The organism is Chitinophaga filiformis (assembly GCF_021646545.1).
GTDB classification, from domain to species: Bacteria; Bacteroidota; Bacteroidia; order Chitinophagales; family Chitinophagaceae; genus Chitinophaga; species Chitinophaga filiformis_A.
Genome location: NZ_JAKIRP010000003.1, coordinates 656,801 through 683,050 on the forward strand (window position 1 = coordinate 656,801; position 26,250 = coordinate 683,050).

The window sequence follows — 26,250 nt, forward strand, 5'->3', positions numbered from 1 at the left end:
TATGCGATGGCTGCTGTGCAGCACATGCTATTATCTTAAATTGTTGATCTCTAAATGTCCGCCATCTACCTTGATCTCTACAGTGTTGAGTAGTTTACCATCTTTTTCCAGCGCTATAAAACATTCGGCCGGTTTGTCTGCTGACACCAGTACTCCTGCTTTGTAACCTGCCGGTACAGCCTGAGAAATGGTCCTGTTAGCTCCGCCGAATTCAGCGTAAATATGCACGGAATCTTTAGCTGCCAGCGGTACTACTCTCACAATAAAGTCTGCGATGATCCTGCCTGACTGTAAGTTCTTCTTATACGTATCTTCCAGTTTCGCTTTTGCAGACACGCTTACTTTTCCTAATCCCATCCTGTTTTCCGCATATTGCCATACACCTGCGGGAGGCGTTCCTACGTGGTTGATCTGCAGATAGCCCTTGTCGTCCACACTGGCGTGGTAGTAACGGGTAGTACGGTTTTGCTTCAACACACCAATGTAACAGCTGTTCGGCTTATCCCATACCAAACGGTACAGGTCCTTCTCTTCAACATCTTTCGCCAGTGGCAGTTCAAAGCTTTTCTCTTTCGTCTGGCCATTCAGTTCAAAAAGGATCTTGATCTCAGTAGTATCGGTCACCGGAAAAGATACACTAACCTTTCCCGCCGCTGCTACCGGTTCAAAGGCCTCTCCTGCAGAGGAGGTATCTTCTACATCGTTGGATGCCGGTTTTGGACGTGGATCACAGGCAAAGAATAAAGTCGCTGAAAGTAATAATGGCCAAGCTTTCATGGAATTGTGCATTGATTTTCGAATGAAGAATTAAGAATGTGAATTACGAATATACCTAATCCCTCATTCGTAATCTGCTTTTCACAAATTCTTAATTATTCAGTCTGATAAATCCTCCATCCAGCGGATAGTCGCAACCTGTGATGAAACCTGCTTCATCAGCACACAGGAACAATGCCAGGGTGCCCACCTCATCCGGTTTTGCCATACGTCCGATCGGTTGTGTTTTGGACAGTTTATCAAACATTTCCTTTTCTTTACCAGGATAGTTCTTCGCAATAAATCCGTCAACAAAAGGCGTATGCACACGCGCAGGAGACACACAATTACAACGGATGCCATCCTGTATATAGTCTTTCGCTACGGAAAGGGTCATGGTCAGTACCGCACCCTTACTCATGGAATAGGCGAACCTGTCGGGAATGCCCACACTGGACGCGATAGACGCTACGTTCAGTATCACGCCGCCTTTTTGTTCCTTCATTTGTTTTATCACCGCATACATACAATTGTATGTTCCCTTTACATTCACATTATATATCCTGTCCAGATCTTCTTCTGTAGTGGTTTCCAGCTTACCTACATGTGCGATGCCGGCACAGTTCACCAGGATGTCGATACGGCCTGCCGCCGCAATGATCGCATCCATAGTAGCGGTTACAGATGCCTGCTGTGCTACGTTGCAGCCATGTACCTGCGCCTTTCCTCCTGCCGCAGCAATGTCTGCCGCTGTCTGCTTACCTCCGTCCTCATTCAGCTCAAGGATGTGCACATTAGCCCCCTGCGCTGCAAATACCTTCGCAATTGCCTGTCCTATGCCGCTGCCACCACCGGTGATCACAGCCACTTTGTTGTCTAATCTAAACAGGTTCATAATTTGTCTGATTTAAGGGTTCTAAAATAACCCTTTTAAGCAGGCAAAAGCTATCCTTTTTTACCAGTAATTTGTACTTTATTACCATATTTATGAATATTTAAATAAAAAAAGGTTGAAAATCAATTACCGGACTTTCCGAAAGACAGCTGTTTTGCTCTTATATGTCATATTGACAAACAATATTTACTCAGCTTCTGCTCAAAAGATACCGCCGAACAAATACGGCCTGCCGGTGGTAAATACCGTCGGCCTGTATAAGGAACTGGTATCTGCCGACAGCAACCAGGCATTCGTCAATATCATGACCTATATTCCGGGTATCCGCAAGGATATCCGCTATGCTACCGCCGACAATTTCACGCATAAGGTATTGTACCCCTACCCCGCTGTGTACCTGCGTTTGCCCGCCGCCAAAGCCTTGAAGGCCGTACAGCAGGAACTGAATAAGAAAGGACTGGGATTGCTGGTATTTGATGGCTACCGGCCTTATAGTGTTACAGAGATGATGTGGGAGATCGTACCGGACGACCGCTATGCGGCAGACCCGCATGTGGGTTCAGGACATAACCGCGGTGTAGCAGTCGACCTGACCATTGTGGACCTGCGTACCGGTAAACCGGTCCTTATGCCGACAGGTTATGACGACTTTACCGTAAAAGCACATCATGATTATGCAGAACCCGATAGCACAATTGCGGCCAACAGGGCACTATTACGCAGTACAATGGAGCGATATGGTTTCGTGCCGCTACCTACAGAATGGTGGCACTATTATCTGAAAGAGCACAAGCAATACCCTCTGATGAATATTGCTTTCAAAGACATCAAATAGAAAAAGGAAATAAAGACAAATGGACCTCCGGAGAGTCGCCTAAATGAATTCCTGACTAATCTTATATCCGAATGAAAAAAGCCTGCATCAAATGTGATACAGGCTTTTTTCATTCATATCAATGTTGCTTAGAAGATCTTGTTCAGTGCATCCACATAGGCATGCATAGAAGCGTTCACAATGTCGGTAGAATAACCATAGCCATAATAAGCCTGGCCATTGTGTTTCACGCGCATATTCACTTTACTCACATCTTTACTACCACCACGCATAGACTGGATATTGAATTCGTCGATATCTATCTGGTCTTTGATGATCTCATGAATAGCATTGATAGCGGCATCTACAGGACCATTACCTGCGGAGCTGGCCTCTTTCTCTTCACCGTTGATCTTCAGTTTCACAGTTGCCATCGGGCGCAGCGGATCTCCGCATACTACCTGCAGCAATGTTACCTTGATCGCTTTATCATCATAGTTCTTATCGTCGCCATCGCCCATCAGTTCCTGCAGATCAGCATCGTTGATCTCTTTCTTCTGATCGGCCATGATGAGGAAGCGTTGATATACTTCATCCAGGTTTATCTTATCCATCTTATAACCCAGGCGCTCCAGGTGATGTTTCAATGCGTGACGGCCACTGCGTGCAGTCAGAATGATCGCATTGGATGAGATACCTACATCCTCCGGATTCAGGATCTCGTAATTTTCGCGGTGTTTCAGCACGCCATCCTGGTGAATACCGGAGCTGTGTGCAAAAGCATTACGGCCGATGATCGCCTTGTTAGGCTGTACAGGCATACGCATCATGGTCTCCACCATGGTGCTGATACCATAGATACGTTTTGAGTTGATACCTGTGTGATAACCCAGTGCATGGTGGGTTTTCAGGATCATGGCCACTTCTTCCAGAGAAGTATTACCAGCACGTTCACCGATACCGTTGATGGTACATTCCACCTGACGTGCGCCGTTCATAACACCCGCAATGGTATTGGCAGTAGCCAGCCCCAGGTCATTATGGCAATGCACAGAGATGATGGCTTTGTCAATGTTTGATACATTGTCCATCAGGTATTTGATCTTAGCGCCATACTGGTCAGGCAGGCAGTAACCATTCGTATCAGGAATGTTCACCACTGTAGCACCTGCAGCAATCACTGCTTCGATCATTTTTGCCAGGTATTCATTGTCGGCACGGCCTGCATCTTCTGCATAGAATTCAATATCGTCCACATACTTGCGGGCATACTTCACAGCGTCTACGGCACGTTTCAGGATATCTTCGCGGGTGCTGTTGAATTTATATTTGATATGCATATCGGAAGCACCGATACCTGTATGGATACGCTTACGTTTAGCAAAACGGAGGGCTTCTGCTGCTGCATCAATATCCATGGTATTGGCACGGGTCAGCGCGCAGATAACCGGCTCGCTTACCGCTTTGGATATTTCAACCACGCTTTGGAAATCGCCGGGACTGGAGATAGGGAACCCGGCTTCAATAACATCTACTCCCAGCGCTTCCAGTTCTTTAGCTACCTCGATCTTTTCAACAGTTGTAAGCTGGCATCCAGGCACCTGTTCACCGTCACGGAGGGTAGTATCGAAGACGTATACACGATTTTTATCGCTCATCTTAAATTAATTGTGTTATTGGATAATTTACTTTAGTTGGCAATTGTGTTGGCAGAATTAATTCAGGTTCTCCAGCACTTTTGCACCCATTGCGTCTGTACCCATCACGAAGTGATTTTCCGTATGCTTGTTGGCAATATCCATGGTACGGAAGCCTTGTTTCAATGTTGCTTCTACTGCTTTGATCACACGCAGTGATTCTGTTTTCAGTCCGAAGGAAATATCCAGCATCAGTGCAGCAGACAGGATAGAGGCCAGCGGGTTGGCAATACCTTTACCTGCAATGTCATGCGCGGAACCATGGATAGGCTCATAGAAACCTGTACTATCGCCTACAGATGCAGACGCCAGCATCCCCATGGAACCAGCGATCTGTGAAGCCTCGTCGGTCAGGATGTCGCCAAACAGGTTTGCTGTCAGCACCACATCAAAACGTTTAGGATCTTTCACCAGCTGCATAGCAGCGTTATCGATGAACATGTGTTCTGTTTCCACATCAGGATATTCCTTCGCGAGTTCCTGTACAACCTCGCGCCACAGGCGGCTGGCTTCCAGTACATTCGCTTTATCTACTGAGCACAGCTTTTTACGGCGGCTGCGGGCAGCTTCATATGCTTTACGGGCAATACGTTCTACTTCATAACGATGATAGATCATCAGGTCAGAAGCAGTGTTACGATCTTCCGAACGTTTCTTTTCACCGAAGTACACATCACCGGTCAGCTCACGGAAGAACAGGATATCCGCTCCGCGCAGTATTTCCGGCTTAATGCTGGATGCTTCCAGCAGTTCATCAAACAACTTAATAGGCCGCAGATTGGCATATAAACCGAGCTCCTTGCGGATCTTCAGCAATCCCTGCTCAGGGCGTACCTTCAGTGTAGGGTCATTGTCATATTTGGCATGACCAATGGCACCAAAGAGGATCGCATCACTTTTGCGGGCTTTGTCCAGTGTTTCGTCAGGCAGCGGATTACCGGTAGCTTCGATTGCAACATGCCCCATTATGCCTTCTTCAAAAACGAAGTTGTGCTTGTAATTTACAGCAATTGTTTCCAGTACTTTTTGACCCCAGGCAGTTACCTCCTGTCCGATACCATCACCGGGAATTACCAGTATCTTTTTGTCTACGCCCATTTAGTTTACAGTTGATTAGAATTGATGTTTACTTCATTGCATACCACAGCGGTCTGCCGTTCCTTAGAAAAGTACGGCGAAACTGCTGAAGTAAAATGTTAAAAATTAAACTCACGGCTGGCTTCGTAAGATTCAATCTCCTTACGAAGGCTCAACAGGTAGTCAATATCATCGTAGCCATTGATCAGGCATGTTTTTTTGTAAGGATTGATATCGAAACGTGTTTCTTCACCGGTAGCAACGATCTTCAGCGTCTGCTTTTCCAGGTCTACTTCGAGTTTGGCAGCAGGATCTTTTTCGATAGCGCTGAAAATCTTGTCCAGGAACTCGTCGGTCACCTGGATAGGCAGGATAAAGTTGTTCAGTGCATTGTTCTTGAAGATGTCAGCAAAGAAACTGCTGATCACTACTTTGAAACCATAGTCGGCGATAGCCCAGGCTGCATGCTCGCGTGAGGAACCACAACCAAAGTTCTTACCTGCTACCAGGATCTCGCCTTTGTAGATAGGATTGTTCAGCACGAAGTCCTTCTTAGGTGCATCGTTGCTTTCGTAACGCCAGTCACGGAAGAGATTTTCTCCAAAGCCTTCCCTTGTTGTTGCTTTCAGGAAGCGGGCAGGGATGATCTGATCAGTATCAATATTTTCTATCGCAATAGGAACTGCGGTGGAAACCAGATGTTGAAAATTCTTACTCATTATTTAACAGCCTTCGGAGAAGGTCTTTCATTTTACAAGTTAAAGATCCGAATTAATTTTTTCTGCTTTTACACGTAAGCGTCTGTACATCGCATACCATTTACCGTTGCGGAAATTGGTAGCGCGCAAGGCTTCCTGTGCATCCTGCAGGACAGGCAACCTATCCTTTTCGGGTACCTGTTCAAGGAAGTGTGCACCAAACATCTGCAGCCATTCCACGATAGCGTTATCTGGGTCTGCCAGTTCAGTTTCACGGTCAAAGAAAAGTACCTGGTTCACGCGGAATCCATATTCTTCCAGCAGGGACGTATACTCTCCCACGGAAGGAAAATACCAAAGCGGCTTGTAGCTGTACCCCCTGTTGTGCAAGGCTTTCTCCAGTGCTCCGGTAATATCGTCCACATTGCCTTTACCACCCATTTCCAGTACCAGTCGCCCTCCCGGCTTCAGGTGCTGCCAGATGCGGTCCAGCGCTTTTTCCTGCTGGCGTATCCAGTGCAGGGTAGCGTTTGTAAAAACTGCATCGAAGGTTTCAGGCAGGGAGAAGTTAGTAGCATCTCCCACTTTGAAAGTAATATCCGGGTAATGCTCCTGCGCACTGGCGATCATAGATGCCGAGGCGTCCATTCCCGTTACCTTTGCGCCGGAAGCTGCTATCTGGGAAGTCAGCTCGCCGGTACCACAACCCAGGTCGAGGATAGTCTCCCCTTCCTTTGGCTGCAGCCATTCGATCAGGTTATTGCCATGTTCGAATACAAAAGCGTGCTTTTCCTTATATAATTCTGCGTTCCAGGACATTTTTCAGTTGATTATACCAGTTCTCTTACATCTGTTACTTTACCGGTAATGGCTGCTGCTGCTGCTGACAGCGGGCTTGCCAGGAAGGTGCGGGCATTAGGTCCCTGACGGCCTTCAAAGTTACGGTTGGAAGTAGAGATACAATACATACCTGCAGGCACCTTATCTTCGTTCATACCCAGGCAGGCAGAGCAGCCTGGTTGACGTAAGTTGAAGCCGGCTTCTTCAAATATTTTATCGATACCTTCTTTCTTCGCCTGTGCTTCCACCTGTTTGGAACCCGGCACGATCCATACCACCACGTCTTCCGCCTTTTTCTTTCCTTTCACAAAGTCGGCCACCATACGGAGGTCTTCAATGCGGGAGTTGGTACAGCTACCGATAAACACATAATCCACCTTTTTACCCAGCAGTTCGCTGCCTGGTTCGAGGCCCATATAGTCGAGGGACTTTTTGAAGGATGGTTTTTCCTTTTCTTCCAGGCTTTCCAGTGTAGGAATGTGCTGGGTTACACCTATACCCATACCAGGGTTGGTACCGTAGGTGATCATTGGTTCGATATCAGCCGCGTCAAAGGTCAGCACTTCGTCGAAGGTAGCATCTGCATCTGTGTACAGTGTTTTCCAGTAAGCCAGCGCCTTATCCCAGTCTGCACCTTTAGGGGCAAACTCACGGCCTTTGATATATTCGAAAGTAGTTTCGTCAGGAGCGATCAGACCACCACGGGCACCCATTTCGATGCTCATGTTACAGATCGTCATACGGGCTTCCATGCTCAGGCTGCGGATAGCCTCACCGGCATATTCCACAAAGTAGCCGGTAGCACCGGAAGCGGATATTTTAGAGATGATGTACAGGATGATATCCTTGGACACCACACCTTTCTTCAGTTTACCGTTCACCTCGATCTTCATGCGTTTCGGACGGTATTGCAGGATACACTGGGTAGCCAGCACCTGTTCTACCTCGGATGTACCGATACCGAAGGCAATTGCGCCAAAAGCGCCGTGTGTACTGGTATGGCTGTCGCCACACACGATGGTCATTCCCGGCAGGGTAATACCCAGTTCCGGCCCGATCACGTGTACGATACCCTGGTAAGGGTGCCCCAGGCCGTACAGTTCCACTCCAAATTCTTTAGTATTGGTGGTCAGCATTTCTACCTGTTTGCGGCTCAGGGCCTCTTTAATAGGCAGGTGCTGATCGATGGTAGGCACATTATGGTCTGCCGTAGCCCTGGTTTTAGCAGTACGGAAAACCGGTATCCCCCTTTTGCGCAGTCCGTCAAAAGCCTGCGGACTGGTCACTTCGTGAATAAAATGCGTGTTGATGTATACTGCATCCGGAAAGCCGGGCTTGCTAACCACCACGTGGCTGTCCCAGATCTTGTCAAATAATGTTTTTCCCATCCGTAATTTTACATTTTGAAACGCCTTGTGTTAAGATCTTCAAGACACTGACACCGGCGAAATTGATAATTTTATGCTTCCTAGTTTGTTTGTACCTTCAAAGCTAATAGTCAATGTTAATTACCACATAGCTAAATTTGACTTAATTACGATATATAACTACGCCTGACATCGATTATTATTTTGATTGTCAGTGAATTATAACACATTATTAACGATGTCCAACAACCAGCACGACGCCCTCTTTATATTAATTAAAACACTCACAAAAGCTGAAAAGCGCAATTTTCAACTTGCTTTTAATAAAAATAACACTAAGGAGGACGTTCTCTTCATTCAACTTTTCAATACCCTGGACAAGTTAAAGGAGTATGATGAGGAGCTGATTCTCAAGAAGATACCCGCAATCAAAAAACAGCAGCTCAGCAATGTTAAGGCCCATCTTTATAAACAGCTGCTTACCAGCCTCCGCCTGTTGTACAAGCAGAAAGATCCACTGATAGACCTGCGGGAGCAGCTGGACTATGCCCGGGTCTTGTACAGTAAAGGGCTTTATAACCAGAGCCTTAAGATCCTTTCCCGGGCAAAAGCGATGGCAATTGAGCAGGAAGAGGTCATGCTAAGCTATGAAATTATAGAATTTGAGAAACAGATCGAGAGCCGGCACATTACCCGCAGCCTGGAGAACCGGGCTGATGAACTGAGCGCAGAATCGCGCCAGATAGAGCACCGGCTCAGCAATATCAGCCGGCTTTCCACCCTGTCCCTCCGCATGTACGGCCTGTACCTGAAACTGGGTCACGCCAGGGACAAAAAAGACGCCGACATGGTAAAGATGTTCTTCGAACAGGAATTGCCGGCCAACTGTGGTACGGATATGAGTTTCTATGAGAAGATCCACCTCTACCAGGCCTATAGCTGGTATTACTACATCCTCCAGGACTTTGTCATGTTCTACCGCTATACCCAGAAATGGGTGGACCTGTTCAAGGAATACCCTTCCCTGCAGCGGACCGATGTGGAACTGTATATCAAGGCTATGCACAACCTGCTGACCGCCCATTTCTATACCATGAACCATGAAAAGTTCATGCGCGACCTGGACCAGCTTGAAACCTTCATCGCCGAAAACCAGGAGAGCTTCAACGAGAATACCAAGACCTCGGCTTTTGTGTACGTATATACGGCACGCATTAACCATTACTTCCTCGAAGGGACTTTCAGTGAGGGATTATCCCTCGTGCCACAGCTGGAAACGGAGATAGCCGAGCATCAGCTGAAGGTAGACCAGCACAGGGTGCTCCTCTTCTACTACAAGATAGCGTGTCTGTATTTCGGCAGCGGAGACAATAACAAGGCGATCGATTATCTGAACAAGATAATTCACCTGCGGATAGGCAATCTGCGCGCTGATATTCAATGTTTTGCACGCATTCTCCACCTTATAGCCCATTATGAGCTGGAAAACTACAGCCTGGTGGAATACCTGATCAAATCAGTTTACCACTTCATTGCCAAGAACAAAGACCTTGGCCAGATGATGGAGGAGATCCTGAAATTCTTACGGCGAAATATCTATGCGCATCCCAAAGCCCTGCGCAGCGCCTTTGCTGACCTGAAAGAAAGGCTGGTGCAATTGTCACAAAATCCTTATGAGAGGCGATCCTTCCTGTATCTGGATATCATTTCCTGGCTGGAAAGTAAGATAGAGGGAATACCGGTGCAGGAGATCATTCACCGGAAATTTGTGCGGAAAGAGAAGAGGATATAACTTCGTTCAGCTGTCGTCTAAACAATGCTTCTCCTATGCTCATCTTACGTTCATCTTACGTTCAAAGACGTAAGATGAACGTAAGATGAGCATAGGAGAAGCATTGTTTAGACCTTGTTTAAACGAAGTATGATGGATAGCATAAGTACTATATCTCCTGCGTCGGTTCTGTCTTCGAATCAGCCAGCCCTGCATCAGCAACATCTGTCTGATTACTGGTGTTCTCGTTACCATTGCTATTCCCATCTGCCGGCAGCGGGTCTTTATACTGCACTTTCTCTTTCACGTTGAACAGCGTTTTAAACACTTCTTCCAGTTTTTCAGATGCCTCTTTCGAGAACAGGCCTACCAGGCAGGCGATTGCCATCATACCGTAAGGGTTCAGCGGCACACTGTCACGTTGTTCTGTAGCCTCGTGCTTTTCGGCAGCAGGTATTGCAGCGGTAGAATCGTTAGCTGCGGCGGCGGAATCCACAACTGCGGAATCCTGCGTAATTCCACTGTGTACGGTAGATTCTTCCGGTACGGCACTGGCATTCACCTCTCCTTCTGTAACGGCTGGAGTGGAAACGGCTTCTGTTACCTGGTTATTTTCAGGCAGTTCCGGAGCTACCGGCGGACTATAGGTCAGGATACCTCCTCTCAGCAACATATAGAAAAACATCGCCATACCGGCGCCGATCAATGGCCTTAACAGGTACCAGGGTATCCAGGTGGTGACAAAGGTGCGGTTACCCACAAAAGCGGTGAATGATATAATGAGGTGGATATTGGCACCCAGTGCTCCACCCAGTACCATCAGCAAGAGGAAACGGTGTTCAGCCGTAATGGTATAGACACTTCCGAACAATTTGAAGGGGTCTTTACTGCTCACATAACCAGAGGGCCAGATGCAGATAATGGTATAAAAAAGGAGAAGGGCCATTACGCCGAAAAGGATGGTCAGGGTAATGATCCAGGCGCGATCTTTGGCGGACCGGGCTTGCTGTGATGTGTTAGACATAGGTGTTTATTAATAGTGTTATGGATAGTAATATGATCAAACAGCCACACGGTTGCTTATGACAACGGTGTGGCTGTTTATGTATTAGTTCGCGAAACCTTCTTTACTTAAGAACAATACGTTTTCCCTCCTTCACAGATGTACGGGCGGCTTCCAGGATGCGCACCACGATCAGGTTGTTTTCCAGGGAAGACAGATCGTTGCCGGGCTTCAGGGTACCATTCAGCACAGCTGCAAGATACGTAATATTGTCCGTATAGGCTGCTTCCGGCACCTTAACCGGCTGATATTCACTCTTCTTACGCTGTTGCAGATCGCTGGGATTCAATGCATGCAGATAACCTGATTTACCGAAAACCTCCCAATCTTTGATGCTGAACGGCCAGTTCCAGGACGCCTCTATGATACCGGTTGCTTCCGGATATTCCAGCAGGATAGTTGCGTCATCTTCCACTTTGGGGTAAACGGACGGCTTAATGTGGCGGGCAACTGCTGTAACTGCGATCGGTGCTTTGCCATCCATCAGCCAGGTCATCAGGTTAGCGCCATAACATCCGAAGTCCATCAGCGCTCCTCCCCCGTTCTTTACAGGGTCGGTGAGCCAGCGCAGAAAGTCTTCACTGCAACCTATCTCCCGCGGACCTTCATGACCGTCATGCACCACCATTTTACGCACAGGGCCGATGGCATCCTGTTTTTTCACCATGTCATACACGTACTGGTTGGTATTATACCAGGTAGTTTCAAAGTTGGTCAGCAGCGGAATATGATGTTTCCTTGCCAGTGTCGCCATTCTTTCCGCCTGGGCTACGGTGGTAGCCAGTGGCTTTTCCACCATCACCGGAATGCCCTTGGGAGCGCAGGCTTCTACGATATTAATATGTTCTGACACCGGATTATAACCGAGTACCGCATCCGGATGTTTGTGCGCCAGCAGCGTATTCAGATCGGGATAGAAAAGGGAATCAGGCAGCTGATAACTTTTTTTGTAACGGGCTACCAGTTGTGCATCTGCTTCGGCAATGCCGGCGATGGTTACCTGACCTTTTTTCCATTGATGCATCAGCAGGTGTACGTGATCGTGCGACAGACCGACTACGCCTACATTCAATGGTTGCTGTGCAGCTGCTGTAAAAGCGGCGAATAAAAGCAAAAAGCTCTGACTTAAGATCTTCTTCATCATGACATGGATTGTTTGGACCTGTGTATTGTTATTCTACTATGTTTAGTACTCTCCAACCGTCTTCGCCTTTAAAGGTGTAGATCTCCTGTTTGCTTTTTCTTCCGTCAGGAAAAACGCATATTTCTGTGATCAGGTAAAGGTTGTCTGTAATCTTCCTACGATAAGGGTAAGCACGGCGCAGGTCTTTAAAAACCGGAAAGCCATCTTTTTTAAGGCTTTTGATGAATGATGTACGTAAGATGTCGGCCGTAGTCTCTAATACTTCCTTACCACTGAATCTGTCATTCATTTTCAGCAACAGCAATCTGGCTTCCTCTATAAAGTTCTTGCAGGCAAGGGCCTTTTCTATATCCTGTTCATCGTAGGCGTCTTCGAGGCATAGAATGGCGCCTTCAGGCGTGGAAAAATCGTGTACAAAGTAATCAATTCCCTCATCGATATATAAGCCTACCTGCCGGTCAAATTCAGCCCGTTCATGTACTGGCCGGCCATCGCGGATAGCGCGGATGGTATACCCTCCTATCAGCCGTCCTTCTTCGATGATCATCCAGTCGGAGATAAAACGGGGATCTATACCAATCTTCTGATCGACCGTAACGGAATTGACATAAACCGGCTTGTTACCGACTATTCCATACAGATTGCCCTCTTCATCAAAACTGGGAGAGATCAGCCAGAGATGTTCACGGTTCACACCATCGTCGATCAGCACCTTTACAGAAAAGTATTGCTGCTCCGGATCCGGCTGCTGCAGACAGGTTTGAAAATAATGTAAGGTAGCATTGGCTTTTTCAATAGCCCAGTTCATACGTTCGTCATCATCAGCTATGTGCACAACCGGTAATTGATCTTCAGCGCCGGCATTGTTGCGTCTACCAAAGATTTTTGATAAAAAACCCATAGTCAATGGTTAAAATATGTTTGTGTTCTGTGCCCCCGTTTACGATCTCCGGACGAATATACCCATATTTCCACTTTGAAAGTAGGGGGCTAATCCACCTTTTCCAGCGGAGCCTCATAACGGTAATACCTATTGTAAAAAATAGTAAAGGCAGGCACCTGGAGCAGGATAATTCCATACCAATACAAACGGGCCAGTCCCAGGAAAAGCAGACCTACGATAACGATCAACACCCAGCGGAAATACTTGTCCTGGTCCATACGTGGAAAATATAAAATGCTTCGTAACAGCATTAAAACAGATACGCCTGTAGTCACCAGCATCATGATGTGCACTGGCGCCGCCTGTTGCCCTACTTTATAGGCCAGCAGGATACTTTCCGGCAATAACAACATCAGATACAGTAAACCCGTTTGCAGGTATCTTTTCCACACTGGTACCGGCAACTGTGGCAGCAGGGACAGATAAAGATCATCAAAGCGCCTGTGATTGTATATCAGTATCACCTGGGCAAGGGTACATACGAGAAAACCCACCAGGAGGAAACGTTCGTCATACTCATTACCCATCAGCGAAACGGTGGCAATGACCACGGCGCCTGATGCTACTTTGGCGATTGCCAGCGACTTTATATTGTTGTTGAGCAACTCATAGCCATACAATGACCAGACAGGCTTTCTGATGGTCCTGTTCAGCCATTGCTGCCACCTGGCCAGAAAAGATACTGTACCGGGATGTTTCATTTTGTGATCATAGATCCAGAGCGGCGCAAGGATCATGATAATATTAAACAGGCCTATAATGGCAGCGGAGGCATAAAAATGTAACTGTATGGCTATTGCCGCAGCAATACAGCTATATACCAGTACGGGCGCATAGAGGGTTAGGTGCAGCCATAACCAGGTACGCCATTTGGTAGCGCCTTCCAGTACGCCCAGGGTGCCGTAAAGGAAGGTATGTTCTTTTGTGGATAATACATTAACGACAAACGCCATACATTTCAGGTTATACAGCAACCAGGCCAGGCATACGAGGGCCAGGAAGTCCATATTACCGGTAAAGCCTTTTATGAGCGTATGGTGGTAAGATAGCAGTTGTCCACCGGGAACGATGCCAAAAAAGAAATAGAATATCACCAGGAAAAATCCTGTGTTATTTGCATAATAGCGTATTGTGAATATCTTGGATAAAGCCATTGGGGATAAATAATTAGACCTTCACAATATTTTTGCCTTCCACTTTCAGGTGGATCGATCCGGCGGTTACCGGCTGATGGGAAGTGATGCAAAACGTGACGCCATATTGGCGGTGAAATTCATCCACCATTGTGTATAACAGTGGAACTGATTGTGTATCAAGTGTAATCAGGGGTTCATCCAGGAGGATGACCTTCGGCTGACCGGTAAAAGCCAGCAACAAAGACACCTTTTTCAGCATACCGCTGGAATAACTGCTTACTGGTTGGTGGATGAAGGACGCAACTCCCAAGAGATCAATCACTTCCTGTATATCCTTATACCCTTTTCCTTTGGTTTTCACATACAGGGATACCAGGTCACTACCGGTCACAAAACCCGGATAAAGGGGTTCGGCTTCTGCGTAATTCACCAGGCGGCGGTATTGTACAGGTTGTTTATTACAGCTGATGTTATTCTCGAGCAGTATATCGCCCTGGAACGGAATCAGGCCGGCCATGACCTTCATGGAGGTGGTTTTACCGGCTCCATTGCCTCCTAACAGCCAGTACACGCCATAGTCCAGCTCAAGACCGGGAATATCCAGCACCACTACTTCATGATAAGATTTTACAATATGGCGCAGGCTTAATACATGAGATGCCATCAGAGAAATATGATTTATTTGTAAATATGTGCAATAAATGGCTGAAAGTCAATTTACATATATGTTTTAACAAAACTTTCTGCCGGATCCTGCTACTCACATGAGTTTGTGCATGAAACCTGGGGATTAAGTATTTATTAATATTCCGGTTTCGCCTGAGCGCGCTATCATAGTATGTCTTCGGAATTCATCAGCTGTTTTTCCACAGGCTGTTAAAAACTAAAAAAGGGTGGGTTTTCATTCATGTGTACATTTGTATCAGTTCACGACGCGATTGTTAAGTCTCCAGGGATTTATTGCGAACACCCCGGCAGCCAGGCAGGAATTTTTACCAGCAGGCACATGAAATCCGGTCGGAACATTCACGTATCAAAGGGTATCAAGAAAGGGTTCAATGTTTTATAACGTGAGAATAATACCTCCGTCATGTCCTTTCTGTCTGTATACGTTAACCATATAAAATTTACTGAGTGATGAATTTAGAGAATGAACTGCTTTTAAAGGAAAACAAAGACAGATTTGTATTGCTGCCTATCAACTATCCGAAGGTATGGGAGAAGTACAAACAACATGAGGCTAGTTTCTGGACAGCAGAGGAGATTGACCTGAGTGCAGATATGAAGGACTGGAACAACCTCAATGATGGAGAACGTCATTTCATTACACACGTATTAGCTTTTTTTGCAGCAAGTGATGGGATTGTGAATGAGAACCTTGCTGTCAACTTCATGAGTGAGGTACAGTTACCTGAGGCCCGTTGCTTCTATGGTTTCCAGATCATGATGGAAAACATCCACTCGGAAACGTATGCATTATTAATAGATACTTATGTAAAGGATCCGGCAGAAAAGGATCGTCTGTTCCATGCTATCGAAACAGTACCTGCTGTAAAGAGAAAAGCAGAATGGGCATTGCGCTGGATCGAGAATGGCAACTTCGCTGAGCGACTGGTGGCTTTCGCAGCTGTGGAAGGTATCTTCTTCAGTGGTAGTTTCTGCTCTATCTTCTGGCTGAAGAAAAGAGGATTAATGCCGGGACTGACCTTCTCCAATGAGCTGATCAGCCGTGATGAAGGATTGCACTGTGAGTTTGCCTGCCTGCTGTATAGCATGCTGGAAAACAAACTGTCGCAGGAGCAGGTACACACCATCATCCGTGATGCAGTTTCCATCGAAAAAGAATTTATTACAGAAGCATTACCGGTAGCACTGATCGGCATGAACAGTAAACTGATGTCTGAATACATCGAGTTTGTTGCTGACCGCTGGTTAAGTGAACTGGGTTATGCTAAAATATATAATACGGCAAATCCGTTTGACTTTATGGAAATGATCTCCCTGCAGGGTAAGACCAACTTCTTCGAAAAGAGAGTGGGCGATTATCAGAAAGCAGGTGTGATGTCTGGTAAGGATACACAGACCTTCAGCCTGGACGAAGATTTCTAATAAAGGCATAATAATTGCAGTCTATTGCACAATTTGCCAACTAACCATAATTCATAAATTACTCAACCTCTTAAATTCACCTGCCCATGTTTGTAATTAAGCGCGACGGCCACAAAGAAGCTGTTAAGTTTGACAAGATTACTGCTCGTGTCGAGAAGCTCTGCTACGGACTGAATGCGGAATACGTAGACGCCATAGATGTAGCTAAGAAAGTGATACAGGGTTTATATGATGGGGTAACTACCAGTGAGCTGGATAATCTTGCCGCAGAAACTGCAGCGTCGCTTACTACAAAACATCCTGACTATGCCTTGCTTGCATCGCGTATTGCGGTGAGCAATCTCCATAAAAATACAGTGAAATCATTCTCTAAAACAATGAAGACGCTGTATGAATACATCGATCCTAAAGTAGGCAAACCTGCTCCACTGATTGCTGATGATGTATATGAGATCATTAAAAAGAATGCTGAGATCCTGGATTCCAGCATTATCTACGATCGTGATTTTGCTTTCGATTATTTCGGCTTCAAAACACTGGAACGCTCTTATCTGCTGAAAGTGGATGGTAAAGTAGCAGAACGTCCGCAGCACATGTTCATGCGTGTGGCTGTTGGTATCCACAAAAACGATATCGACTCTGCTATCAAGACATATAACCTGATGAGTGAGCGCTGGTTCACACACGCTACTCCTACCCTCTTCAACGCTGGTACACCTAAACCACAGATGTCCAGCTGCTTCCTGCTCACCATGCAGGATGACAGTATCGAGGGTATCTACGATACATTGAAACAAACTGCGAAGATCTCCCAGAGCGCTGGTGGTATTGGTCTGAGCATTCATAATATCCGTGCTACAGGTTCTTACATCAGTGGTACCAACGGTACTTCCAACGGTATCATCCCAATGCTGCGCGTATTCAACGATACCGCACGTTATGTAGACCAGGGCGGTGGTAAACGTAAAGGAGCTTTCGCTATCTACCTGGAACCATGGCATGCTGACATCTTCGAATTCCTCGACCTGCGTAAAAACCATGGTAAGGAAGAGATGCGTGCAAGAGACCTCTTCTACGCACTGTGGATGCCTGACCTGTTCATGAAACGTGTAGAAGAAAATGGCGACTGGAGCCTGTTCTGTCCTCATGAAGCACCAGGACTGCATGAGTGCTGGGGTGAAGAGTTCGAAAAACTCTACACAAAGTATGAGCAGGAAAAACGCGCACGTAAAACAGTAAAAGCACAGGACCTGTGGTTTGCTATACTCGATGCACAGATCGAAACCGGTACTCCATACCTGTTGTATAAAGATTCTGCCAACCGCAAATCCAATCAACAGAACCTGGGTACTATCAAGAGTTCCAACCTGTGTACAGAGATCATTGAATATACCGATGCAAATGAAGTTGCAGTATGTAACCTGGCTTCACTGGCACTGCCACGCTTCGTGATAGATGGTAAATTCGATCATGAGAAATTATATGAAGTAACTTATCAGGCTGCCTTGAACCTGAACCGCATCATCGATAACAACTTCTATCCTGTTGACGAAGCGCGTAACAGTAACCTGCGTCACCGTCCTATCGGTCTGGGTGTACAGGGGCTGGCTGATGCCTTCATCCTGATGCGTTATCCGTTCGAAAGTGAAGAAGCTAAAAAGCTGAACAGCGAGATCTTTGAAACCATCTACTTTGCTGCATTAACTGCATCCAAAGACCTGGCTATAAAAGACGGCGCATATGAAACTTACGAAGGTTCACCTGCATCCAAAGGTATCCTGCAATTCGATATGTGGGGTGTAACACCATCTCCACGTTGGGACTGGACAGCGCTGAAAGCTGAGATTAAGAAACATGGTATCCGCAACTCCCTGTTGCTGGCGCCAATGCCTACAGCATCTACTTCACAGATCCTGGGTAACAACGAATGTTTCGAGCCTTACACTTCAAACATCTACACCCGTCGCGTACTGAGCGGTGAGTTCGTAGTAGTAAATAAACACCTGCTGAAAGACCTGGTAGAACTGGGACTCTGGGATAATGATATGAAGAACAAGATCATTACTTCCAACGGATCTATTCAGCATATTCCTGAAATCCCAACTCAGATCAAAGAGCTGTACAAAACAGTATGGGAGATCAAACAACGTACTATCATCGATATGGCGGCAGACCGTGGTGCATTCATCTGCCAGTCTCAGTCACTGAACCTGTTCGTTGACACTCCTTCTGCAGCTAAACTGACATCTATGCACTTCTACGCATGGAAGAAGGGTCTGAAAACAGGTATGTACTACCTGCGTACACAGGCTGCTGCACAGGCGGTACAGTTCACCGTTGAAAAACAGGGTGGTCAGCAGATGGAACCAATGGTGGAAAAGAAGGCTGAAGCGAAAGGTGCTAAAGCAGCTGTTGATTCCAAACTCGATGAAGTTGAATTTGTGGAAGGTGCAGTATGTACCATGGAAGAAGGTTGTGTAACCTGCAGTGCATGATGAAATAACAGATTCATTATAAGAAGAGCCGTTCACTTTTGTGGACGGCTTTTTTGTTGCCATAAAACAGGCATCAATAATGCTGTATACTTCAAAAAGGCGATCATATGAAGATCTTGGTAGCAGGCGCAACAGGTAATCTCGGTAGCAGGATCATCCGTGAACTGCTCACAAGAGGTACCGATATACGCGTTCTTATCAGACCCAATACAGCATTGAAGAAAATAGCTGCACTTAAGCATCATGATATCGGCATCATCCAGACGGATATGACCAATATCCATGAAATGACCCTGGCCTGTAAGGGAGTGGATTGTGTGATTTCCGCCTTGCAGGGACTGCATGATGTTATCGTAGATGTGCAGACCATTCTGCTTGCTGCTGCCGTTAATGCCGGCGTTCCGCGTTTTATTCCATCCGATTTTGCCGCAGACTTCACCAAACAACCCCGTGGTGAGAACCGCAATTTTGATCTGAGGCGTGAATTCCACGAGCGGCTGGACAGAGCGCCCATTGCTGCGACATCCATTCTCACCGGCGCTTTTGCAGAACTATTGTGCAACCACACTCCCCTGCTCGATCTGCAAAATAATACTGTCGGTTACTGGGAAGATCCTGACTGGCGGCTTGACTTTACTACTATGGATAATGCTGCCGCTTACACCGCTGCTGTAGCATTGGATACCGCTGCACCAAGAATATTGCGTATTGCTGGTTTTCAGGTCAGTCCGAAGGAATTAGCCGCTACTGCCGGTACTGTGAAGGAAAGGGAATTTAAGCTGGTTAAAATGGGCAGTCTGGCTGAACTGGCAGCATACAATCAACAGGAACGGGCAGCGCATCCGGAAGGTGAAAATGAACTGTATCCCCACTGGCAGCAAAGCCAGTATATACAGAGTATGTTCAGCGTACAACTTGCGCCGCTGGATAATCATCGGTATCCGGATATTGCGTGGACGGATGCAGCAGCGTTTATTTCGAAGATGTGAAAAATGTTCTCTTGCGGGATAGTAACAGTGAACAGAATGAATGACTACTCAATGCAATGAGTAGAATGGATTTTTCTGCATTATCTCAATTGAGTAATTTTAAACAAATTACTGCAGATGGCATCCAGTGTTGAAAAAGTAATGCTGCTTACAGAACAATTGCGACAGCTCCTTCCCATGAAAACAGAATACCAGCAAAGGCTTGACAAAAAGTTCAGGTTGGAATTCAACTATAATTCCAATCATCTGGAAGGTAATACGCTTACATATGGTGAAACCGAATTATTACTGATATTCGACAGAACGACCGGCAATCATGAGTTAAGAGAATATGAGGAAATGAAAGGCCACGATGTTGCTTATGAGCTCATAAAAGAATTAGCTGCTGATCACGAAAGACCACTTAATGAGACTGTCATTAAAAATCTGCACTCTCTGTTATTAGTACGTCCGTTCTGGAAAGAGGCAATCACGCCAGACGGGCAATATACGCGCCGCGAAATCAAAGTAGGTAATTATAAAGAATACCCCAATTCTGTACGCTTACCCAACGGAGAGATATTCCACTATGCTTCTCCTGAAGAGACGCCAATAAGGATGGGGGAATTAATGATGTGGCTGCGGGAAGAGGAGGAAAAGAATGAGATGCATCCGGTGGTATTAGCGGCGATGTTGCATTATAATTTTGTGCGCATTCATCCTTTTGATGATGGTAATGGAAGGTTGTCCCGGCTGTTGATGAATTATGTTTTGTTTAAGCATCATCTGCCACCTGTGGTGATTAAGTCTGTTGATAAAAAAGCGTATTTACGGACCCTGAGCAAGGCGGATGCAGGGGATCCTGGAGCTCTTATAGAATATATTTCTGAGCAATTAATCTGGAGTCTTAATTTAAGTATTGATGCAGCAAAAGGACAATCAATATTAGAAAATGATGATTTGCAAAAGCAAATTGATATCTGGAGAAAGCATTTGAAAAATAAAAAAACTGAATCTGCCAATCGTGATAATATTGATATCAATCAGCTATATGCGAATTCAATAGGGCAACTATTTCTGCTATTCAAATATCAGCATGAGCAGTTTACTGATCTCTTCTGGAAAACACAGGAAACGCCTATCATCAACAGAAAGCTTTTCAACGAGACTACGTATAATTCCGTATCAGGGTTCCCTGCCTTTATACTTGAATTTGAGGCTAACCACGACAAAGACGTAATTCATAGTCTTTCTCTGCAATATTCACTTATTGACTTCAAGAGAAACGGGGATACATCATTTTCCGTAGAGTCTTTGATCAATGTGCAATTTGATCAATATGAATACATTGTTAGTTACAAGAGCCAGATACTCATCACTAAAAAATATCCGGAAGTTTTAACAAGAGATGAAATGGATACAATTGTAAAGGTTTGCATCCAACAGGTATTTGAAGAAATGCAGGAAAAGAGCGGCGTTAAGATTTAATATCCCTACCGGCCTTGGCAGTTCCATTACTCATTTTTGATAACTTTAACAGATAGATTCCCAATATATACCGTATATTGAGCTCAGATCGATGATTAGAGCATCTTGCATTTGAATTATTTTTTTACGCTGTAGTATAACTATTCTTCTTTCCTTTATAGCTCTCGCATTCATCTCCTTTTTTCCTTTGGTGGGTCCTATGAAATTTATTTACAACTGTTTATCTGAAGAAATATGTCATTTATTGAGAACGTATTAGCGGCTCCCAGCTATGGCTGGAAAGACAGCAATGGTTTACTTGTAAAGCCAACTGTTAAACAATTGCTTACTGAATTTTTCCGCAGAACTAATATTACGGCATCACGTAAAAACTGGCTGCCGTTTTTCTCCTGGTTCTGTATCCTGCTCCTTGCTCCTTTCGTGATCATTTTTACTGTAATGCAGGTACAGGATTTTAACTTCTGGTATTTACTGGCTGCTTTTGTGTATGGGATGATCTTCATTGGTACACACGGCACCATCTGGTACCACCGCTATGGCACTCACCAGGCGTACCAGTTCAGCAATAAATTCTGGCGCTTTTTTACAGCTAATCTCGTTATTAAAATGCTGGCAGAAGAAGTATATGTTGTATCACATCATGTACATCATGCATTGTCAGACGAACCAGGTGATCCTTATAATGCAGAGGGTGGCTTTTTATACTGCTTCCTGGCAGATGCCAACCATCAGCCCATAGCTAAAAACCTAAGTGAAGAAGATTATAATAAAGTGGCAGCCATGTTAAGCCATACAGGTGTAAAAGCCAATAGCTATGCCAGCTATCTTAAATGGGGATCTGTAGCACACCCCTTAAGGACGATCATTACTACATTTGCAAATTGGGCGTTCTGGATCGCTGTGTTTTATGTCATTGGCGGATTTTACCTGGTAGCAGCCTTACTGGCCGGCGCCTGTGTATGGGGCGTTGGTGTAAGAACTTTCAATTACGAAGGACATGCCAAAGGGGAAGACAAACAGGTGGCAGGGTTTGACTTTAACACAAAAGATAGGTCCATCAACCAGTGGTGGCCAGGAATCGTTGCCGGAGAATGGCATAATAACCATCACCTTTATCCTGCAAGTGCAAGGTCAGGCTTTTTACCAGGGCAGATTGACTTAGCCTGGTATTACATCAGAACACTGAAATTTATCGGTGGTGTGAGTTCTTGCCGCGATGCCAAGAAACAGTTTATAGAAACTTACAGGAACCCTTATCTCGAAGAAGTAAAACGGGCGAAGCAGGCTATTGCGCAACCCGAAACAGCTGCCAGATAAGGTATATCGATATTCAAAGAAATAGCCCGTATCAAAAGTTTTGATACGGGCTATTTTTTGTCTCCATTACTTTTGACACCCTGATATGCTTTGATAGTATCGACGTTTACTCCTCTTCCTCAAACCCCCACTTCTCCAGCAACTCCTCAAACTGTCCATCCGGCAGGTTCCTCTTTTCATAACACCCTGCAATTGTCCTTTGCCTCAAAGCCTCATAAATGCTAACCGCACACGCTACAGATATATTCAACGACTTGATAATCCCTACCTGTGGAATAATGAAATTACCATCTGCCAGTGCACGGATCTCATCGCTCACGCCCTCATGCTCATTTCCAAACACCAACGCTACAGAACCAGTGAAATCAATTTCGTACAGGCTGACAGCATCCGCAGCAAGATGGGTCGTAAAGATCTTATCATATTTTTGTCTGAGTGCTGCCACACACTCCGCCGTATCGGAGAACTGATGGATAGTCAGCCATTTGGCCGCGCTGGAAGAACTCTTGGCGCCCCATTTCTTATGCCGGGGAATTTTGTTGTTCAGGACATAGATCTCCTGGATACCTACGGCGTCGCAGGTACGCATTACAGCTGAAATATTGTGCGGATCCTGTACATTTTCCAGTACTACGGTCAACCCTGCCTGTCTTTTATTTAATACGGATAGTAACCTTTCCCTACGTTCCGGCGTCATAATCAAGAATATATTATTTTCAGGGGGCAAATTTAACCTAAATCAAACTTCCGAATACGGGTTTTCCTTGCTACCTTCATACATAGTAAAAAACATTTATCTAAAACATGTTCAAAAAAATCCTCAAAATCGTAGGAATCTTCTTGCTGGTATTGGTTATAGCAGCAATTGCAATCCCATACTTCTTCAAAGGTAAGATCATGTCTCTCGTTAAGACGGAGCTAAACAAGCAACTTGTTGCAGACGTTGACTTTAAAGACGTGGATATCAGTCTGATAAGACATTTCCCCAGACTGGCCGTAGCACTGGAAGACCTGAGCGTTGTGAACCGCGCTCCCTTTGCCGGCGATACACTGTTTGCAGTAAAGAAGATCGACCTGGCGCTGAACCTCATGAGCGTTATTAAAGGGGATAAAATGGATATTTACAACGTAAGCGTCCAGGAACCAAGAGTACACGCAATTATCAATAAACAGGGACTGGTAAACTGGGATATCATGAAGCCTGATACCGCACAGGCAACTCCGGCAGATACCGCGTCGTCCAAATTTGCCCTGGACCTCCAGAAATATAGTATCGAAGATGCCACCATTCGTTATGACGACCAGGAAGGTGATATGGCATTACTCATAGAAGGACTTGATCATCAGGGAAAAGGAGACTTCACACAAGACCTTTTCACCCTGCAGACCAATACCCAGGCTGAAGGCATCACCTTCCGCTATGGACTCATCCCCTACCTGCTGCGTACAAAAACAACTATGGACGCTGATATACAGGTGGACAACAAAACCAGCACTTACACCTTCCAGAAAGGAAAGGCCACGCTGAATAACCTGGAACTGGCTTTCCAGGGCTTCTTTAAAATGGTGAACGACAGCACCTACGGCATGGACCTCTCCATGAAGGCGCCGTCTACCAAATTCAAAGACATCCTCTCTCTTGTACCGGCTATTTTCATGCAGGACTTCGACAAGATCAGAACCGAGGGTACCGCTGCTTTTGACGGTTACGTAAAAGGCACCTACAGCGCCACCCAGATGCCTGCCTTTGGCCTGAACCTGGACGTGAAGAATGGTTTCTTCCAATATCCTGATCTGCCTAAACCAGTGAAGAATATCCAGGTACAACTCCATGTGAAAAATCCTGATGGTGTTCCCGATCATACTGTGGTGGACATGCCTGCCGCACACGTGGAAATGGATAATACACCGCTGGACATGCGCCTGCTGGTAAAAACGCCTATCTCTGACATGTATGTGGATGGTGCTGCAAAAGGTAAACTGGACCTTTCCAAAGTATCTCAGTTTGTGAAACTGGAAGATGGTACAGCCCTGAGTGGTCTTGTGGATGCAGATCTAAGCGCAAAAGGAAATATGAGCGCTATCGAAAAACAGGCTTATGATAAATTCTATGCAGCGGGTAACATCCTGGTGAGCAATCTCCTGTACCGTAGCAAAGATTATCCTGATGGCGTAAAGGTGAACACCCTTTCTATGCAGTTCAATCCAAAGAACGTGACGGTGTCTAAGTTCGACGGACAATACCTGGGAACCAATTTCCAGGCGAACGGTGAAGTGAATAATATGCTGGCCTATGTGCTGAAAAATCAGCCGTTGGATGGTAAACTGGCCGTTAAAGCAGATGAAGTGAACCTGGACAAATGGATGGGCACGACTGAAACAACTGCGGCAGCAACACCTGCTGATACTGCCAGCGCTCCTTTCGCTGTTCCGGCTAACCTGAACTTCGCATTACAGGCACAGGTAGATAAAGTACACTACGATAAACTGGATATGTCGAACCTGTCCGGTAACCTGTTACTGAAAGATGAAACAGTATCCATGCAGCAGATCAAGGCAAACGCCTTACAGGGTGCTATGGAAGTAAATGGTAGCTACAGCACGAAAAACAGTAAAACCAATCCGGACATCAACATGTCCTACAACGTGCAGAACGTGGACGTACAACAGGCTTTCAATGCTTTCAATACCGTACAGGCGCTCATGCCAGCAGCTAAATTCCTGAATGGTAAGATCAATTCCCAGCTGGAACTTTCCGGTAAACTGGGACAGGATATGATGCCACTGTTAAGCAGCCTTACTGGTGATGGTAACCTGCTGGTACTGGAAGGTGCGCTACAGAAATTTGCGCCGGTAGAACAACTGGCCAATACACTGAATGTGAGCCAGCTGAAAAACCTTTCACTGAAAGATATCAAAACCTATTTCGCTTTTGAGAATGGCCGTGTGAAGGTTAATCCGTTCAAAGTGAACTTCAGCAATATCAGCATGCTCGTAGGTGGTTCCCATGGCTTTGACCAGTCACTGGACTATACCCTGCAGATGACGCTTCCCCGCAGCGTGATCGGCAAACAGGGTGATGCCCTGATCACCGGCCTGGCATCAAAGGCAAGCAGCAAAGGTATTCCTGTTAATATCAGCGATAGCGTTCACCTGAATGTATTGCTGGGTGGTAATGTTATGAAGCCAACTTACAAAACCGACCTGCAGGAAACTGCTTCAGGTACGCTGAACAACCTGAAAGACCAGGCTTCCACACTTGTAAAGAATAAGGTGGATACAGTAAAAACAGCCCTGAAAGACAGCCTCACATCTGTAAAGAACAATGCTATTGCAGGTGTGAAGAATGAAATCACCAAGCAGCTGACCGGCAAGAAAGATACTGCCAGTACCGGTACTAAATCAGCACCTTTACAGGATGCCGGCAAACAGGCAGGACAGGCTGTAAAGAGTACGATCGGTAATCTGTTCAACAAGAAAAAAACTAACTAAAACATTATCAGTCAAAGAAAAACCGGTCTGAAAACATCCCTTCAGACCGGTTTTTATATTTTTTATTACTGTTAACCATTTCGCTAGTTTGGACAACTTTTTCTCTGAGTTTTTCACCAAATTCGCAGAACGGATAAATAAGCATATTTCTCGACCCTCAATAAGGATGTGTTAACTTGA

21 protein-coding genes are annotated in these 26,250 nt (G+C 45.7%); 8 read left to right on the forward strand and 13 right to left on the reverse strand.

Annotated features, from left to right (window positions below; translation table 11 throughout):
* Window positions 1–30: 30 nt before the first annotated feature.
* The gene (locus tag L3C95_RS12185; protein WP_236387415.1) at window positions 31–777 is read right to left on the reverse strand and encodes a hypothetical protein; all 747 of its coding nucleotides are present in this window, start codon (window positions 775–777) and stop codon (window positions 31–33) included.
* A gap of 91 nt (window positions 778–868) precedes the next feature.
* Window positions 869–1,651: an SDR family NAD(P)-dependent oxidoreductase gene (locus tag L3C95_RS12190; RefSeq protein WP_236387417.1), complete on the reverse strand. Its 783-nt coding sequence runs from the start codon at window positions 1,649–1,651 to the stop codon at window positions 869–871.
* A 115-nt stretch (window positions 1,652–1,766) separates the two neighbouring features.
* Between L3C95_RS12190 and L3C95_RS12195 the strand changes: the two genes are divergently transcribed.
* Window positions 1,767–2,486, forward strand: coding sequence for a M15 family metallopeptidase (locus L3C95_RS12195; RefSeq protein ID WP_236387419.1), 720 nt, complete (start codon window positions 1,767–1,769; stop codon window positions 2,484–2,486).
* Between the two features lie 128 nt (window positions 2,487–2,614).
* Here the strand turns inward: L3C95_RS12195 and L3C95_RS12200 are convergent, their stop codons facing one another.
* From L3C95_RS12200 to leuC, 5 genes are all read right to left on the reverse strand, one after another.
* Window positions 2,615–4,123 (reverse strand): 2-isopropylmalate synthase, encoded by a 1,509-nt coding sequence (locus L3C95_RS12200; RefSeq protein ID WP_236387421.1) that lies wholly within the window; start codon window positions 4,121–4,123, stop codon window positions 2,615–2,617.
* Window positions 4,124–4,180: 57 nt separating this feature from the next.
* Window positions 4,181–5,260, reverse strand: a complete 1,080-nt coding sequence (gene leuB / locus L3C95_RS12205) for a 3-isopropylmalate dehydrogenase (RefSeq protein WP_236387423.1) — start codon at window positions 5,258–5,260, stop codon at window positions 4,181–4,183.
* Window positions 5,261–5,358: 98 nt separating this feature from the next.
* Complete coding sequence (gene leuD / locus L3C95_RS12210; RefSeq protein ID WP_236387426.1) at window positions 5,359–5,958, reverse strand: 3-isopropylmalate dehydratase small subunit; 600 nt, start codon at window positions 5,956–5,958, stop codon at window positions 5,359–5,361.
* 39 nt (window positions 5,959–5,997) lie between these two features.
* On the reverse strand, window positions 5,998–6,756 hold the full coding sequence (locus L3C95_RS12215; protein ID WP_236387428.1) for a methyltransferase domain-containing protein: 759 nt from the start codon (window positions 6,754–6,756) through the stop codon (window positions 5,998–6,000).
* An 11-nt stretch (window positions 6,757–6,767) separates the two neighbouring features.
* Entirely contained in the window at window positions 6,768–8,165 is a 1,398-nt protein-coding gene (leuC, locus tag L3C95_RS12220; protein ID WP_236387430.1) for a 3-isopropylmalate dehydratase large subunit, read from the reverse strand.
* Window positions 8,166–8,382: 217 nt separating this feature from the next.
* Here leuC and L3C95_RS12225 point away from each other — a divergent pair, with 217 nt between their 5' ends.
* The gene (locus L3C95_RS12225) at window positions 8,383–9,936 is read left to right on the forward strand and encodes a hypothetical protein (RefSeq protein WP_236387432.1); all 1,554 of its coding nucleotides are present in this window, start codon (window positions 8,383–8,385) and stop codon (window positions 9,934–9,936) included.
* A gap of 148 nt (window positions 9,937–10,084) precedes the next feature.
* Here the strand turns inward: L3C95_RS12225 and L3C95_RS12230 are convergent, their stop codons facing one another.
* The 5 genes from L3C95_RS12230 to L3C95_RS12250 form a co-directional block, all read right to left on the reverse strand.
* Window positions 10,085–10,939 carry a hypothetical protein gene (locus L3C95_RS12230; protein WP_236387435.1) on the reverse strand — a complete coding sequence of 285 codons (855 nt, stop codon included), beginning with the start codon at window positions 10,937–10,939 and terminating at the stop codon, window positions 10,085–10,087.
* Window positions 10,940–11,042: 103 nt separating this feature from the next.
* On the reverse strand, window positions 11,043–12,122 hold the full coding sequence (locus L3C95_RS12235; protein WP_236387436.1) for a Gfo/Idh/MocA family protein: 1,080 nt from the start codon (window positions 12,120–12,122) through the stop codon (window positions 11,043–11,045).
* Window positions 12,123–12,150: 28 nt separating this feature from the next.
* On the reverse strand, window positions 12,151–13,023 hold the full coding sequence (locus tag L3C95_RS12240) for a YegJ family protein (protein ID WP_236387438.1): 873 nt from the start codon (window positions 13,021–13,023) through the stop codon (window positions 12,151–12,153).
* Between the two features lie 89 nt (window positions 13,024–13,112).
* The gene (locus L3C95_RS12245; protein ID WP_236387440.1) at window positions 13,113–14,219 is read right to left on the reverse strand and encodes a hypothetical protein; all 1,107 of its coding nucleotides are present in this window, start codon (window positions 14,217–14,219) and stop codon (window positions 13,113–13,115) included.
* 13 nt (window positions 14,220–14,232) lie between these two features.
* Window positions 14,233–14,865, reverse strand: coding sequence for an ABC transporter ATP-binding protein (locus tag L3C95_RS12250; protein ID WP_236387442.1), 633 nt, complete (start codon window positions 14,863–14,865; stop codon window positions 14,233–14,235).
* Between the two features lie 473 nt (window positions 14,866–15,338).
* On the opposite strand from L3C95_RS12250, the gene L3C95_RS12255 reads away from it, so the two are divergent.
* From L3C95_RS12255 to L3C95_RS12275, 5 genes are all read left to right on the forward strand, one after another.
* Window positions 15,339–16,310: a ribonucleoside-diphosphate reductase small subunit gene (locus L3C95_RS12255; protein WP_236387444.1), complete on the forward strand. Its 972-nt coding sequence runs from the start codon at window positions 15,339–15,341 to the stop codon at window positions 16,308–16,310.
* Window positions 16,311–16,396: 86 nt separating this feature from the next.
* A complete protein-coding gene (locus L3C95_RS12260; RefSeq protein WP_236387446.1) occupies window positions 16,397–18,805 on the forward strand; it encodes a ribonucleoside-diphosphate reductase subunit alpha in 2,409 nt (802 codons plus the stop codon).
* A gap of 107 nt (window positions 18,806–18,912) precedes the next feature.
* Window positions 18,913–19,794 (forward strand): NmrA family NAD(P)-binding protein, encoded by an 882-nt coding sequence (locus L3C95_RS12265; RefSeq protein ID WP_236387449.1) that lies wholly within the window; start codon window positions 18,913–18,915, stop codon window positions 19,792–19,794.
* 117 nt (window positions 19,795–19,911) lie between these two features.
* Window positions 19,912–21,261: a Fic family protein gene (locus L3C95_RS12270; protein ID WP_236387451.1), complete on the forward strand. Its 1,350-nt coding sequence runs from the start codon at window positions 19,912–19,914 to the stop codon at window positions 21,259–21,261.
* A gap of 234 nt (window positions 21,262–21,495) precedes the next feature.
* Entirely contained in the window at window positions 21,496–22,578 is a 1,083-nt protein-coding gene (locus L3C95_RS12275) for a fatty acid desaturase (protein ID WP_236387453.1), read from the forward strand.
* Between the two features lie 106 nt (window positions 22,579–22,684).
* On the opposite strand, the gene L3C95_RS12280 is transcribed toward L3C95_RS12275, so the two are convergent.
* Window positions 22,685–23,275, reverse strand: a complete 591-nt coding sequence (locus L3C95_RS12280; RefSeq protein ID WP_236387455.1) for a TrmH family RNA methyltransferase — start codon at window positions 23,273–23,275, stop codon at window positions 22,685–22,687.
* A gap of 107 nt (window positions 23,276–23,382) precedes the next feature.
* Between L3C95_RS12280 and L3C95_RS12285 the strand changes: the two genes are divergently transcribed.
* The gene (locus tag L3C95_RS12285) at window positions 23,383–26,070 is read left to right on the forward strand and encodes an AsmA-like C-terminal region-containing protein (RefSeq protein ID WP_236387457.1); all 2,688 of its coding nucleotides are present in this window, start codon (window positions 23,383–23,385) and stop codon (window positions 26,068–26,070) included.
* Window positions 26,071–26,250: the final 180 nt, after the last annotated feature.